The following is a 14,606-nucleotide window of genomic DNA, read 5'->3' as shown; positions in this document are numbered from 1 at the left end:
CCACTGAGGATTTTGGGGACTCGTAGACTCCGATGGTCTGCTTGGCGTAAAAGCTTAATGGGGTGGCATAACTGTCATGAGTAAGCGTTGCGGTCCAGCTCCCAGCACTGCTGATCTGGGCAGTTGCGATAAGCCCGTCGCCTGAGGCGTTGTGTAGGGTGACGATTCCTACGCCCTGTTCGCCGCCCGTTCCGGTGACGATAAACTGCTTGTCTGGCACCTCCCCGGACGGGGGAGCAGTGATCGTGACGGGGGTGACGCGCAAGTTGACTGTAATACTCATGGGAGGTTGGCTGACTTCAAGCCTGTACTGCCCCGGTGCGAAAGGCCCTCCTCTTTCGATCCAAGTATCCCAACGGCTACCGGCCGGCGTTGTCGATTGTTGTGAGACTTGCTCAACGCCCTTATACATCCGGACTACAAAGGATGTACTACCGGTTGTCGTTCCACTCACTGGAATATTCGCGTTTCTCGCATAACCATTATTAGTAGGCGTCGTAATTACAACGGCTTGGGGAGCGGAATCTTTATTCTGTGTCATACTCATACCTCCCGCATATCATGATAAAATCCGCACCCCTCTAACTCCTGACATATTGCTTCGTTGTACTCTTACGCGGATCACCCCCTGACTTGTCAAATATGAATTCGACCCACACAGTCGTCCAACCCCATTCCCTGAGACTGACCTGAGCATTGGGATAGTTATGCGTAAGACCATCCTGCCACATTGCATCGGGTGAGTTATGCCCCCACTGCGTGTAACCGCCCACATCATTCCAAAGCAAGATATTTATGTTAGCTTTATTCCCCCCCGACTGCCCGTTCAAGCGAGTTATTTTGTATTCGACTGTTTGAAAGTGGAACTGCCCGTCCTTAAATGCATAATCATAAGTCAGTTCCCCCACAAAATTACCCGTCTGCACCCGTACTGTCTCTGTCACCCATGGAATGGATTGGTGGCGCTTCGCTTTAATATCGCGAGAGCTGACCTCTTTAAACTCTTCGTATAGCGCCGCTCTGGTCCGCTCTCTCTCTTCCAACTGTGGGCCTGCCAGTTCTTCAGTGCTAATATCGGCTTGGGTTTCATTTTTCATAGTATGAGCTCTCGTGTTGATACTTCGGTCAACCTGGTCCTGGATGAAATATTCAGGTACCTGTCAAACCTGACATTCCTGAGCAACGATTGGCGTCAGTCCTTTCCGCTTCATGTCTTATCTCTTGTACCGGCAGTTACCAACTCACAGTAAAACTATGCGGTAAAGACTCAATCCAACCGCTTGCGCGATCTGGTAGTTTCTGAATCACCTTCAGGTAATACGTGTCGGGCGGCCAATCACGCGCCGTGGTTTCCCATTTCCCTTCTCTCACCTCTACAGAAAGCGGTGGCGTGACGGATTGGTCACTTTCCAGCGAGATTTCGACCGTTGCGTCGATATTGCCGTCGCCTGAAAATTTGATAGTGCTTTCGGTTGGATGGGTAACGGTGACATGGGTCAACGCAGGTGGACGAACTTTGTACGCTCGCGGGGCACTACGTCCGGATAGGTCTGTCCCATCTTTCCTTAGAATGACAACCAATGAGCAGGGCCCTGGCGTGACTGTAACAGGGCAACTCCAATTGACACCTGTCAAGAGGTTATTACCAACTTCATCGCCTCTCGTATCTATGAGCGCATAAATATCAGCCCCCGCGATACCTCCGTTACCTTGCAGCACAAATCCCCTCTCCTGAAAACTGTTCTCAGGCGGTGCCGTAATCACCGGAGGCGGCGGCGAGGGCGCAACAACGTTTACTCTGACTTCTTCAGCCCAGTCCGACCACTCACCACCTAACTGTTGCTTGGCAGTCAAAAAAAACTCTCCCTCTGGCAGAGGCTCAAACAACGTTCTTCGCCAACTACCATCACCATCAACCCAAGTCGAACTAGATAATTCTTTCCCCGTACGGCTTTGATAAACCTTAACTTCAGCTTGATGCAAACCTCCACCTAAGACAGTCAAGTCAGGCCGTACAGTCGCCCCGTTGACAGGGCGAGTGATGTATGGCGGATCAGGTTTGACAATAACAGCAGGGCCACTCTCCACGCTTTTGATCTTGGCGCCGGGTTTAGGTGCCCACCCCTTCCGCTTTGCGGCATCCTTAGTTTCGCCGCCATTTTCCGGATTACTATTATTTTCTGGTTCGCCTTTTTCGAGATGATTGTCAGTGCTCATCAGTCACCTATTTATGTCGTTAAAGCTGGCGATTAGCCGAGCGATTCCGAGCACAGTAAAAGGTACGACGGACCGCTCCACACCTGACAGATCTGACAGTCCCGACCAACGGCAACACCCGGCAATCCCCAACTGACTACACAACCTTGCGCAACGGACTACAGATCCGCCAGAATCCGCCGGCTTGTGCGCCTTGGCCTTGCCCCGTAACGTGATTCGCGTCGCTGACACCTCAGCGATCGGGTTTAGTCGCCCAGTGGCAAAAGTGATGTGCACAAGCGTCATCCAGTCGGGTTCCCTCCCCGCACTTGATGGTGGCTGTTCGCAGGGCGCCCCCGGGCGCGCCGGGCTTCACTTTTCCACCGGTCGACTAACCTGCGTCCAGCCGCCACCCTTCGTTTAGTCGCGAACCGGGTGGCAGCCTCAATACGGAAAAGTGAATATGATCAAGCCAACACCCAATCCCCCCAAAACCGCTCCACGCCCTGCCCCCAAGACAGCCGAAGCCCGGAAGCTCGACAAAGCCGCGCAAAAAGCCCTGGACCATTACCTCAAGCCCAACGCCGGCAAGCCGGACAAAACACAACGACAGCTGGATTACTTCATCGTCGCGCCCGATGCCGACCCCGAAGGCGTGCTGGCGCACACTTACGAAACCTTCTGCTCGGTCAGTACGCTGATCCTGGATTTATCCGACGATCTGGAGGGCGCCCCGCGCAACCTGGCCCTGGCGATTCACCAGATGGGCGAGATGGGGGTGTTGTTGCTGGAGAAGTTGCTGGATGGCGAGGCGAAGGTGCAGCGCTGAGGGCGCAATGAACAGATAAATGGCCCACCCTGTGGGAGCGAGCAGGCTTGCTCCCACAGTGGCTATGCCGGCAAGCAGCTCAAGCCGAGGCCGACATCGGGTAGAAACTGAAGTACTGCCGCAGCGCACTCACCAGATAGCCATATTCCGGTGGCGCCCATTGCAGGCTGAAACCGGCGTCGAAATGCTGGGGTGTCACGTCTTCCGAGCACCAAAGACAGGTGGCTTTCAACTTGATGTGTTGCTGGGGCCCATCATCGGCTGGCAACTTCAGGCGCAGGTCAAACTCTGCGCCGACCATCAGCGGCAAATGGCTGATCAGCATCAGGCCATCGTCTGAAACATTGCCCAAGAACCCGATGGGTTTTCCGTTGACACCATTGAAGACCTCAAGGCAGTACGACAATTCATGTCGTGCAATTCGACGATCTTTGTACATGTCTTGTATCGCTTTTTTGATGACCGATTCCGCGGCCAACGAGTATTTCGGAACGAGCCCAGGCCAGCCCGCTCTCCCCGATCCCGGTGCCAGACGCTCGCAACGAGGCTGGCTAAATGCTACCGGTCACAGGTGACGCTACGAAATTAGAGCGCCAGCCCTAGTCACGACTTGTACAAATATAGCCCATGCGCAGGCGAGGGCCAGTCGAAAAAAGCTGCCGGTCATCGGTCCGACAGCTGCCTCGCGCCAATGGTTTCAATTCAATGCTGGTCAGAACGCCGTGGGACGAATCGCCGAGGCGCTGCGGGTCGGATAGTGGCCCAGGCTCTGCAGGGTTTCGAGCCGGGCACGGGCGCGGTAGGCATATTCGCTGTTGGGGTACTGGGTGAGGATGAACTGGTAGGTTTGCGCCGCATCGACGTACAGCTTCTGACGCTCCAGGCACTGGCCGCGCATCATCGAGACTTCCGGCTGCATATAGCGGCGGGCACGGCTGGCCCGGTCGACCTTGGACAACTCAAGCATGACTTGCTCGCAGTTGCCGCGCTCGTAGGCCTTGTAGGCCAGGTTCATGTGGTGGTTCATCGACCAACGGGTGCAGCCCGTGACACTCAAGGCCAAGGCAATAAAAAGCACGAATCGCATGGGGAGGTTCTCCTGTCTTGAGCTCTTTATCGACCCGGGCCAGAAAATCTTCAGCCCGAAACTACTCGCCACAAGCGCAATGTTCGCCTTTAGTAGTTAAAAGGCGCAAAAATTTTCAGGAATGTTCATTTCGAAAAAGAAACGAATAAGTAGTGCACATGAACAATGACTACACCCAAAGACCATAGTAGCCTTCGCTGGCGCTTGAACTTGAGGAGTCCTGCATGTCCGTCCGTCGCACCAAAATCGTCGCTACCCTTGGCCCGGCCAGTAATTCGCCGGAAGTTCTCGAACAGCTGATTCTGGCTGGCCTGGACGTTGCCCGCCTGAACTTCTCCCACGGCACGCCCGACGAGCACAAGGCTCGTGCCAAGCTGGTGCGTGACCTGGCCGCCAAGCATGGCCGTTTCGTTGCCCTGCTGGGTGACCTGCAAGGCCCGAAGATCCGCATCGCCAAATTCGCCAACAAGCGCATCGAATTGAAGATCGGTGACAAATTCACCTTCTCCACCAGCCACCCGCTGACCGAAGGCAACCAGCAGGTGGTCGGCATCGACTACCCGGACCTGGTCAAGGACTGCGGCGTGGGCGACGAACTGCTGCTCGACGACGGTCGCGTGGTGATGCGCGTCGAGACCGCCACCGCCACTGAATTGAATTGCGTCGTCACCATCGGCGGCCCGTTGTCGGACCACAAGGGTATCAACCGTCGCGGCGGTGGCCTGACGGCGCCGGCCCTGACCGATAAAGACAAGGCCGACATCAAGCTGGCCGCGGAAATGGAAGTCGATTACCTGGCCGTGTCCTTCCCCCGTGACGCGGCGGACATGGAATACGCCCGTCAATTGCGCGACGAAGCCGGCGGTACCGCCTGGCTGGTGGCCAAGATCGAACGCGCCGAAGCCGTGGCCGACGACGAAACCCTGGACGGCCTGATCAAGGCTTCCGACGCCGTGATGGTGGCCCGTGGCGACCTGGGCGTGGAAATCGGCGACGCCGAGCTGGTGGGCATCCAGAAGAAGATCATCCTGCACGCACGCCGCCACAACAAAGCGGTGATCGTCGCGACCCAGATGATGGAGTCGATGATCCAGAACCCGATGCCGACCCGCGCCGAAGTGTCTGACGTAGCCAACGCTGTGCTGGACTACACCGACGCGGTCATGCTGTCGGCCGAAAGTGCCGCCGGCCTCTACCCGCTCGAAGCGGTGCAGGCCATGGCGCGCATCTGCATCGGCGCTGAAAAGCACCCGACCGGCAAGACCTCCAGCCACCGCATCGGCAAGGAATTCACCCGCTGCGACGAAAGCATCGCCCTGGCAACCATGTACACCGCCAACCACTTCCCGGGCGTGAAGGCGATCATCGCTTTGACCGAAAGTGGCTACACCCCGCTGATCATGTCGCGTATCCGCTCCTCGGTGCCGATCTACGCGTTCACCCCGCACCGCGAAGCCCAGGCACGCGCAGCGATGTTCCGTGGCGTGTACACCATTCCGTTCGACCCGGCTTCGCTGGAGCCGCACGAAGTCAGCCAGAAAGCCATTGATGAACTGACCAAACGCGGCGTCGTGGAGAAAGGCGACTGGGTCATCCTGACCAAGGGCGACAGCTACCACACCACCGGCGGCACCAACGGGATGAAGATCCTGCACGTTGGCGACCCGATGGTTTGATGATCGGCTGCTGAAAACAAAAGCCCCGCCATGTGAATGGCGGGGCTTTTTGGTTTCTGGCTTTGGAAAGCGGTGTGTTTGGACTGTCGCGTTCGCGAGCAGGCTCGAGAAAGCGATGGATCAGCCGGCAGATTTATCCCGGGTAAGAAACACATCCGCCAGCAACTGATTGCGTGGCAACCCCGCCAGGTACAAGCGCTTGGCAAACGCCTCGACCCAATCCGGATGACCACAGAGCAGCGCCTGGGTCTGGCGCGAAGCCAGGCGCAGTTGCGCGAGGGCGCCCGTGGCTTCGGCGATGGTCAGCAACTCGACGCTCAAGTTCGAATGCTTGGCCGCCAATGCCGCCAGGGGTTTGTCCAGGTAGTGCCCCGCAGCATCGCGCGCCACATGAATCAACCGAATCTCACCTTGATGCTGCTGGCGCAACGCTTCGCGCAAGATGCCAAACAACGGCCCAAGGCCCGTACCGGAGGCCAGCAGCCATAGCGGCTTTTCATGCCAGTCGGGATCGTAATGCAGCGCCCCGCCGCGCAGTTCACCGAGGCGGATCGGACTGCCGGCCTCCAGTTGCCGCGCCGCATCGATGAACTGCCCGGGCGCGCGGCAATCCAGGTGAAACTCCAGGAAGCGGTCTTCCTCGGGCAGGCTCGCCAGGGAATACGGCCGGGCGACATCACCGGCCCACAACACCAGGTGTTGTCCGGCCCGATAGCGCAACGGTCGTTCCGGGATGAGGCGCAGGCGCAGCACGTCGGCGCCCAGCCAATCCACCGCCGCGACCTCGGCGGCCTGGCCGTCGCGTTGCGGGTCGAAGGTATGAATGTGGACGTCTTCGACTACCTGGCATTGGCACGCCAGGCGCCAGCCTTGATCGCGCTGCGCCGGGGCCAGGGCGTCGGGTCGGCTGTCGCGCACGTCGCCGCTCAGGCATTGCACCAGGCACGCATGGCAACTGCCGGCACGGCAACTGTAGGGCACCGCCACGCCAGCCTGGTTCAACGCATCCAACAGGTTACTGCCCACCGTCACCGACCACTGCTGGCCTGCGACTTTCAACTCAGGCATCGACATTCTCCCAAGCGGCGGCACAACGATTGCGGCCGTCTCGCTTGGCACGGTACAAGGCCTGGTCGGCGCGCTGCAAGGCGCTGTCCAGGTCATCGCCCATTTCCAACATCGTCATGCCCACCGACAGGCTAAGGTTACCGACCGGCAGGTCGATCAGCTCAACTTCGGTGAACGCCAACCGCAAGCGCTCGCAACAGACCGTCAGCCGGGAAGGGTCGCAGGCCGGCAGCAACATGACGAACTCTTCGCCACCGTATCGGGCCAGCACGTCACCTTCGCGCAGGCAGGCCGTGGCGACGCCGGCAAAGGCCTGGAGCACCTGGTCGCCCGCGGCATGGCCGTGCAAATCGTTGATGCGCTTGAAGTGGTCCAGGTCGATCAAGGCCAGGCCATGGGCGACACCGGGCCTGAGGGTATTGAGTTCACGGCTCGCCAGGCGCAGGAAATGGCGGCGATTGAACAGGCCGGTCAGTTCGTCGGTCGCCACTAGGTCTTCGAGCTGGCGCATCATGCCGCGCAACGTGTCCTGGTGCGCCTGCAATGCAAACCGGCGCTGGCGCATGCGTTGGCGCGAGGTCTGGACATAGCGGGCATACAGCACCAACCACACCAGCACGATGAACAACACGCACACTTGCAAGCCGGCCAACGTCGGATCGGGAAGCTGGAAGAAATAACCATCCCACAGGGTGATCCCGGTAAAGCTGATGAACACCAGCGTCGCACAGCGCACGAAGGCCCGCCGCGTCAGGTGGAACAGCCCGAACAGCAGGATCAGCACATAGAACACCAGGAACACGCCGCGGGCCTGGTCCAGGTGCGCCATCATCCAGGTCTGCCAGCCAAGGCCGATCCAGACTTGTACTTCCGTAAGGCTGGGGTCGGCGAAGCGCAGGTTGCGGTCGGTAATGAACAGTGCGAACAAGCCAGCCTGGCACAACACCACCAACAGCGTGCCGATGACGACGCCACGCAACGAGTCGAGGTAATGGCCGCTGAAGAACGCCAGCCACAGCAACACCAGCGCCAGTGCATAAGTCGTGGCTGCGAGGGCGAAACGTTTAAGCAAAAGACGTTGAATGGCGTTATGGGTCAATCGGTGACTCACCATGGGAAAGGGGAACTGACAGAACGGTCCTACGCTACAGGCCAGACGCCACTTTAGTGGCGTGTTCGACAAATGACCATTCAATTCTGGATCAGAAAAATGGCGTCAAAGCAATGGCCCAGATCGACGCAGTTTTTGGATGCTCCTCGCCACAAAGGCAGCTCGCTCCCACAGTGTTCCCAGCCTGCGATATACTGCCGCGCCTTTTTAGCGTCGCGCCAGCATGCCCGGCGTGCCTTAAGAGGTGCCGTCCGTCGACCGATGCACCCATGCGGACGGCACCTTATTGAATGTTCCCGTCTTAGAGAGGAGCGCGACTCATGACCGTGATCAAGCAAGACGACCTGATTCAGAGCGTTGCCGACGCCCTGCAGTTCATTTCCTACTACCACCCCGTGGATTTCATCCAGGCGATGCACGAAGCCTACCTGCGTGAAGAATCGCCGGCGGCCCGTGACTCCATGGCACAGATCCTGATCAACTCGCGCATGTGCGCAACCGGCCATCGGCCGATCTGCCAGGACACCGGCATCGTGACCGTGTTCGTGCGCGTGGGCATGGACGTGCGCTGGGATGGCGCGACCATGAGCCTGGACGACATGATCAACGAGGGCGTGCGTCGCGCCTACAACCTGCCGGAAAACGTCCTGCGCGCATCGATCCTCGCCGACCCGGCAGGCGCGCGCAAAAACACCAAGGACAACACCCCGGCGGTCATCCACTACTCCATCGTCCCGGGCAACACCGTGGAAGTGGACGTGGCGGCCAAGGGCGGCGGTTCCGAGAACAAGTCGAAGATGGCCATGCTCAACCCCTCCGACTCCATCGTCGACTGGGTCCTGAAGACCGTTCCGACCATGGGTGCCGGCTGGTGCCCACCGGGCATGCTCGGCATCGGCATCGGCGGCACCGCCGAGAAAGCCGCGGTCATGGCCAAGGAAGTCTTGATGGAATCCATCGACATCCATGAGCTCAAGGCCCGCGGCCCGCAAAACCGTATCGAAGAGATGCGCCTGGAGCTGTTCGAGAAGGTCAACCAATTGGGCATCGGCGCCCAGGGCCTGGGTGGCCTGACCACCGTGCTCGACGTGAAGATCATGGACTACCCGACCCACGCCGCGTCCCTGCCGGTGTGCATGATCCCCAACTGCGCCGCCACCCGTCACGCCCACTTCGTGCTCGACGGCACCGGCCCGGCCTCGCTGGAGGCGCCACCGCTGGACGCCTACCCGGAAATCGTCTGGGAAGCCGGCCCATCGGCCCGTCGCGTGAACCTCGACACCCTGACCCCAGAAGACGTGCAGAGCTGGAAACCGGGCGAAACCGTGCTGCTCAACGGCAAGATGCTCACCGGCCGCGACGCGGCGCACAAGCGCATGGTCGAAATGCTGAACAAGGGCGAAACCCTGCCGGTGGACCTCAAGGGCCGCTTCATCTACTACGTCGGCCCGGTCGACCCGGTGGGTGACGAAGTGGTCGGCCCGGCCGGTCCGACCACCGCCACGCGGATGGACAAATTCACCCGCCAGATCCTCGAACAGACCGGCCTGTTGGGCATGATCGGCAAATCCGAGCGCGGCCCGACCGCGATCGAAGCGATCAAGGACAACAAGGCCGTGTACCTGATGGCCGTAGGCGGTGCTGCTTACCTGGTGGCCCAGGCGATCAAGAAATCCAAGGTCCTGGCGTTCGCCGAACTGGGGATGGAAGCGATCTACGAGTTCGAGGTCAAGGACATGCCGGTGACCGTTGCGGTCGACAGCAAGGGCGAGTCGGTGCACATCACCGGCCCGGCGATCTGGCAGCAGAAGATCAGCGAAAGCCTGGCGGTGGAAGTGCAGTAACAGGCACTCCAGCGCTCTGAAGAAGGCCGGTGGGCGACAAGCTCACCGGCCTTTTTTTTTGAACATGTGTCCGGTTCCCTGCTGACCCGGCGGGGGAAAACCGTTTATCGGATGTACCCATCGACCTGTCAGATCTGACAGGTTACATCCCAGCTCGCCCTTGGCATTCTCATCGTGGCCAGGAATCAGGCCTGGCGCGGGTCAAGGGATAAAAAGCATGGCAGAGCAAGCACCCCTCCAGATCATCACGCCCACCATCGCTGGCGGCGCGTCAATCGCAACGATCGGCAACAGCCTCGGTCCGGTGGGTACGCGGGGCGCAGCCTCGTTTGAGTTACCCCTGCCCGTGTCGAGCGCCCGTCACCTGACACCGGGCCTGGTTCTGCAATACAACAGCCAGAGCGGCAACGGCACGTTCGGTATTGGCATGCAACTGCCGATTCCCAGCATCGCTCGTAAAACCAGCAAAGGCGTGCCGCATTACCAGGAAGACGATGTCATGGTGGGCCCCGACGGAGTGGATCGTTGGCCCGACCACGGGACACATGTGACGCGCACGCTCCCGGGGCGAAGCGAAATGACCTATACGGTGGTGCGCTATTACCCCAGGGTGGAAAGTACATTCGACATTTACGAGCTGTGGATGCCCGACGGCGGCCAGCCTTCGTTCTGGCGAGTACAAGGCAGTAACGGGAACTTGTATTGCTATGGCCACAGCGACAAATCGCGCATCGCCGACCCCAAGAACGCCCTACGCATTACCGAATGGCTGTTGTTGGAGGAAGTCAGCCCATTGGGCGAGCACATCTATTACGAGTATGCGGCAGACCCGGCTCCTTCCGACGGCCCCCATGACTACAGCGCCCAGCGATACCTGATCCGGGTGTGCTATGGCAACGCCACGGCCAGCGAAACCTTCTATTGCTTCGAAGAAGAGGACCCGGCCGACCGGGACTGGCACTTTCATCTTTTGTTCGACTACGGCCAGCGTACCCTCCAGCTCGACGGAAAACCCGGATGGACAGCTGTCGACGAAGACGCCTGGCTGCTGCGCGAGGACCCATTCCACGCGTACCGGTACGGTTTTGAAACAGGGACACGGCGACTGTGTCATCAGGTGCTGATGTTTCATCGCTTCCCTGCCGACGCCGAACCGGCCCTCGTGCGGCGACTGTTGCTGGAATACACACCGACGAAGCTGGGCTATAGCCTGTTGACCGCTGCCCATTATCAAGACTGGGATGCCGAGGATCGGTTCGAGTACTCCGCACCGATAGAACTCCACTACCCCGACTTCGAACCTGACCTCGAACCCAAGGCGTTTTTTGCCCTGGAGACCATGCCCGCCCTGGAAGACGGCCTGCGCTACCAGTGTGTCGACCTTTACGGAGAAGGGGTGCCCGGTTTTTTGTGCCGTTACAGCAATGGCTGGTATTACCGCGAGCCTGAACGCGCCACGGAGGGTGACAGCGAGGCCATCGGCTACGGCCCTTGGTCACTGCTGCCGAGCATTCCTGTCGCCGCCGATAACTCGGTGGCCATGCAGTTGCTTACCGACCTGACCGGCAGCGGCCGGCTCAATTGGGTCATCGCCCAACCCGGCATGTACGGTTTTTACACACTGAATCCGGACCGCAGTTGGTCTACGTTCACCGACTTCAAGCGCTTCCCCACGGAGTTCCTGCACCCGGCCGCACAGTTGGGCGACCTGATCGGCGATGGATTGCGCTCGCTGGCCATGATCGGACCCAAAAGCGTGCGGCTCTACGCAAACCTTCGCGAAGAGGGGTTCGCCGCGGGTGTGGACGTTGCCCATGAACCGGACAGCACCCTGCCACTGTTCAGCGATGTGCGCAGCGAACTGGTGCTGTTCAGCAATCTGTTGGGGAGCGACACCACCGAGCTGTGCCGCATCCGCTTCAACGAAATCAAGTGTTGGCCCAACCTCGGGCATGGGCGTTTCGGCGAAGGTTTTGTCATGAGTGCCCTGCCCTTCCAATACGACGAGTTCGATGTCGATCGGGTGCGGATCGCCGATCTGGATGGCTCCGGGGCGCCGGCGTTGATTTATCTGAAAAGCGATTGCTTTGAAATCTACCTGAACCACGGTGGCAATGGCCTGGATCAGGTGGCGTTGCGGGTGCCCTGGCCCGATGGCCTGCGCTATGACAGTCTCTGCCAAGTCACCCTGGCCGACCTGCAAGGCTTGGGTTGTGCGAGCCTGATCCTGAGCGTGCCCCATGCCACGCCGGATATGAAACCCAGGCACTGGCGCTACGATTTCGTCACGGCGCGGCCTTACCTGCTCAGCGCCACGAACAACAACATGGGTTGCAGCAGCACCCTGGCGTACCGCAGCAGTGCGCAGTTCTGGCTGGATGAAAAAGCACAGCGTGTGGCGAACGACGAACCATTGGATTGCTACCTGCCCATGGCCTTGTCACTGGTGACGCGCCAGCAACAGCTCGATGAGATCACCGGTAACTGCCTGACCCAGTACTTCGGTTATTTCGAAGGCGACTACGACAGCTATCACCGCGAGTTCCGCGGCTTTGGTCGGTTATATCAGCTCGACAGCGAAATGCCCCCCAGCGAAACAGACGAGAATTTTACCGCTCCGGTGCTGGTCAAGACGTGGTTCCACACCGGACGGAGTATCGACCAGCCCCTTAAAGACTGCTTCGAAGGCGACCCCGACGCCCCACCGTTGGGGCCCACGCTCCTGACCCGATTCCATGATCTGGATAGCGCTGACGAAATCCTCGATCTCGACCCCGAGACCGCCCGGGAAATGGCCTATGCCTTGGCTGGCCACGTACTGCGCAGCGAGGCCCATCACGCCGAATCGATCGACATGCTCGAGCCGTACACCGTGACGCAACAACGCTACCTGTTGCGCCAACCTCATGCCAACCAGAAGAGCTTGCTGGTGTTGGCGCTGGAAGCGGTCAGCTACCAGTACGATGGCTTCATCAACGACCCGCAAGCCCAACACACCATCAGTCTGGGCTGGAACAACTATGGTCAACTCACTCACGGTTTCGTCGTCCATTACGCCCGCCGCCTCACTGCGGACGATGCGCCACCCTTCGATGATGAGTACGACAACATCTGGTGGGGCGATGCCCATGACGAACAGCAGCAGGTGTATCACCTGACTGAAAGCCGCGCCGAATATATACAGCTCATCGATGAAGAAGGACAACGCCAACGACTGGGCCTGCCCTGGCGCGCCCGGACCAACGGACTGCAACGCGCCAAAGGCACACTCCCGGATGGGCTGCGCCCGGAACAGGTCAGCTACGAACATTTCGTCGAGCACCAGAGCTCGGAGTCATGGACAACCGCCCGGGTATTGATCGCCCTCGAAGAACAGGCGTACGAGCATGACGCGTCGGACAAGATCCTGTTCCAGGCCCTGCGCGGCCCGTTGGAAATCGCCGAATTCGACGAGCAGGCGTTGAGCGCCTACGACGTGGTGCCTGAACCGTTCGACATTCGCGAACAACTGGAAACGATCGGCTTCGAGCCCATGGCGCTGTTCCTGCTTGAAGATTCGAAAAAGGACGAGGCCCGAAATCTCTGGTCCAAGAAAATCGGTTTTCCCCAATACCTGTCGCTGGAAGGCTTCTTCGGCATCAGCCAATTACAAGAGACCCGGAGCCACGGCATCACCTCGGTCAGTTACGACGAGTTTCATTTGATGGCCACCGCCGTACGGCTCCCGGACGGTTGTACCACCCACGTCGAATACGACTATCACTCGCTGTTGCCGCGCAAAATCATTGATGCCAACGAGAACATCCAGCAAGCGCTGTACGGACCGAAGGGCGTGCCGTTGGGCGTGACGTTCCACGGCACCGAAAACGGTGTTCCGGTGGGCTTCGGTGCCATCGAGGATCATCTGCCTCCTGAAGACCTGTCACCGGCCTACGCCATAGCGAACCCCAAGGCAACCCTGGACAGGATCGCCAGCGCCGTGCGCGTCGAGTATCTGAGCTGGATGGGCTTGCTTGCGCCCGCTCAAGTGTCATCGACACAACGTGACGGCTGGATCGCTGCCCGATACCTGCTGCCCAGTGGTCACATCCGGGCCTCGGCGCGGGTTCGCCTGGCCCAAAACAAAGCCCGGAGCGCCGATGAGGAACAGCTCTGGGCGCTGATCCAGGCAGCGGCCCGGGAACCGGCTCACAGTGTCGTGCTAAGCGCCGATCGCTACCCGGACGATCCCTTGCAGCAGATCCGCATCGCCCTGAGCGCAATCGATGGCTTTGGTCGCCCCCTGCAAAGCAAGCAGTTGGTCGAACCCGGAAAAGCCTATGCCGTGGCGGAGGATGGCACCTTGCAGCTTGGCGAGGATGGCAAGCCAGTACAACTTGAAGCCGACCCGCGCTGGCGCGTCAGCGAACGGGTCGAGTACAACAACAAGGGCCTGGTCACCCGGGTCTATCGCCCCTACTTCGCCAATGCCTGGCACTACATCAACGACGCGTCACTGCGCGAGCACGGTTATCACGACCAGCAGTTCTACGACCCGCCGGGGCGCCTGGTCAAGATCGTCAATGCCAGGGGCGATGAAGCGTGGCAGGTCTACCACCCTTGGTATCAGTGTGATCATGATTACAACGATACGGCCCCGCCACGGACGGGCGCACTGCCGGAGGGTTGAATGACCAATGTCCACGCTCGTACGCCGGACATTGTCGCAGTCGATGGGCGTGGCCTGCCCGTGCGGCAAATCGGCTATCTGCGTAGTCAAGCTTCGGCTCCTGCTGTCGCCCTGATCGCCCGTCAA

10 protein-coding genes are annotated in these 14,606 nt (G+C 59.6%); 4 read left to right on the top strand and 6 right to left on the bottom strand.

All coding sequences use genetic code 11. The features are described from left to right. Positions 1 to 581 precede the first annotated feature (581 nt). Together JZ00_RS14650 and JZ00_RS30885 are read right to left on the bottom strand one after the other, a co-directional pair. Complete coding sequence (locus JZ00_RS14650) at positions 582 to 1,097, bottom strand: hypothetical protein (protein ID WP_052742319.1); 516 nt, start codon at positions 1,095 to 1,097, stop codon at positions 582 to 584. A 136-nt stretch (positions 1,098 to 1,233) separates the two neighbouring features. After that, positions 1,234 to 2,217, bottom strand: coding sequence for a hypothetical protein (locus JZ00_RS30885; RefSeq protein WP_152668435.1), 984 nt, complete (start codon positions 2,215 to 2,217; stop codon positions 1,234 to 1,236). Between the two features lie 442 nt (positions 2,218 to 2,659). Here JZ00_RS30885 and JZ00_RS14645 point away from each other — a divergent pair, with 442 nt between their 5' ends. Beyond that, positions 2,660 to 3,025, top strand: a complete 366-nt coding sequence (locus JZ00_RS14645; RefSeq protein WP_039591410.1) for a DUF6124 family protein — start codon at positions 2,660 to 2,662, stop codon at positions 3,023 to 3,025. A 79-nt stretch (positions 3,026 to 3,104) separates the two neighbouring features. On the opposite strand, the gene JZ00_RS14640 is transcribed toward JZ00_RS14645, so the two are convergent. After that, the gene (locus JZ00_RS14640) at positions 3,105 to 3,464 is read right to left on the bottom strand and encodes a PilZ domain-containing protein (RefSeq protein WP_039591411.1); all 360 of its coding nucleotides are present in this window, start codon (positions 3,462 to 3,464) and stop codon (positions 3,105 to 3,107) included. 273 nt (positions 3,465 to 3,737) lie between these two features. Next, positions 3,738 to 4,112, bottom strand: coding sequence for a tetratricopeptide repeat protein (locus tag JZ00_RS14635; protein WP_039591414.1), 375 nt, complete (start codon positions 4,110 to 4,112; stop codon positions 3,738 to 3,740). A gap of 224 nt (positions 4,113 to 4,336) precedes the next feature. On the opposite strand from JZ00_RS14635, the gene pyk reads away from it, so the two are divergent. After that, positions 4,337 to 5,788 carry a pyruvate kinase gene (gene pyk / locus JZ00_RS14630; RefSeq protein WP_039591415.1) on the top strand — a complete coding sequence of 484 codons (1,452 nt, stop codon included), beginning with the start codon at positions 4,337 to 4,339 and terminating at the stop codon, positions 5,786 to 5,788. 120 nt (positions 5,789 to 5,908) lie between these two features. Here pyk and JZ00_RS14625 read toward each other — a convergent pair whose 3' ends face one another. Further along, positions 5,909 to 6,856 carry an iron-sulfur-binding ferredoxin reductase gene (locus JZ00_RS14625; protein WP_039591416.1) on the bottom strand — a complete coding sequence of 316 codons (948 nt, stop codon included), beginning with the start codon at positions 6,854 to 6,856 and terminating at the stop codon, positions 5,909 to 5,911. After that, positions 6,849 to 7,955: a GGDEF domain-containing protein gene (locus JZ00_RS14620; protein ID WP_039591417.1), complete on the bottom strand. Its 1,107-nt coding sequence runs from the start codon at positions 7,953 to 7,955 to the stop codon at positions 6,849 to 6,851. Before JZ00_RS14620 ends, JZ00_RS14625 begins: the two co-directional genes overlap by 8 nt. Positions 7,956 to 8,287: 332 nt before the next feature. Between JZ00_RS14620 and JZ00_RS14615 the strand changes: the two genes are divergently transcribed. Both JZ00_RS14615 and JZ00_RS14610 read left to right on the top strand, forming a co-directional pair. Next, positions 8,288 to 9,811, top strand: a complete 1,524-nt coding sequence (locus tag JZ00_RS14615) for a fumarate hydratase (protein ID WP_039591419.1) — start codon at positions 8,288 to 8,290, stop codon at positions 9,809 to 9,811. A gap of 217 nt (positions 9,812 to 10,028) precedes the next feature. Next, entirely contained in the window at positions 10,029 to 14,480 is a 4,452-nt protein-coding gene (locus tag JZ00_RS14610) for a SpvB/TcaC N-terminal domain-containing protein (protein ID WP_039591420.1), read from the top strand. The last annotated feature ends 126 nt before the right edge of the window (positions 14,481 to 14,606 follow it).

Origin of the sequence: Pseudomonas frederiksbergensis, assembly GCF_000802155.2 — a bacterium.
Lineage (GTDB): Bacteria > Pseudomonadota > Gammaproteobacteria > Pseudomonadales > Pseudomonadaceae > Aquipseudomonas > Aquipseudomonas frederiksbergensis_A.
Note: the sequence above shows the minus strand (reverse complement) of the source record. Positions and strands in the feature narration are given on the sequence as shown.

Coding starts and splice junctions, on each gene's coding strand:
- JZ00_RS14610 (WP_039591420.1), top strand. CDS start 10,029: ATGGCAGAGCAAGCACCCCTCCAGATCATCACGCCCACCATCGCTGGC.
- JZ00_RS14645 (WP_039591410.1), top strand. CDS start 2,660: ATGATCAAGCCAACACCCAATCCCCCCAAAACCGCTCCACGCCCTGCC.
- JZ00_RS14635 (WP_039591414.1), bottom strand. CDS start 4,112: ATGCGATTCGTGCTTTTTATTGCCTTGGCCTTGAGTGTCACGGGCTGC.
- JZ00_RS30885 (WP_152668435.1), bottom strand. CDS start 2,217: ATGAGCACTGACAATCATCTCGAAAAAGGCGAACCAGAAAATAATAGT.
- JZ00_RS14625 (WP_039591416.1), bottom strand. CDS start 6,856: ATGCCTGAGTTGAAAGTCGCAGGCCAGCAGTGGTCGGTGACGGTGGGC.
- JZ00_RS14640 (WP_039591411.1), bottom strand. CDS start 3,464: ATGTACAAAGATCGTCGAATTGCACGACATGAATTGTCGTACTGCCTT.
- JZ00_RS14650 (WP_052742319.1), bottom strand. CDS start 1,097: ATGAAAAATGAAACCCAAGCCGATATTAGCACTGAAGAACTGGCAGGC.
- JZ00_RS14615 (WP_039591419.1), top strand. CDS start 8,288: ATGACCGTGATCAAGCAAGACGACCTGATTCAGAGCGTTGCCGACGCC.
- pyk (WP_039591415.1), top strand. CDS start 4,337: ATGTCCGTCCGTCGCACCAAAATCGTCGCTACCCTTGGCCCGGCCAGT.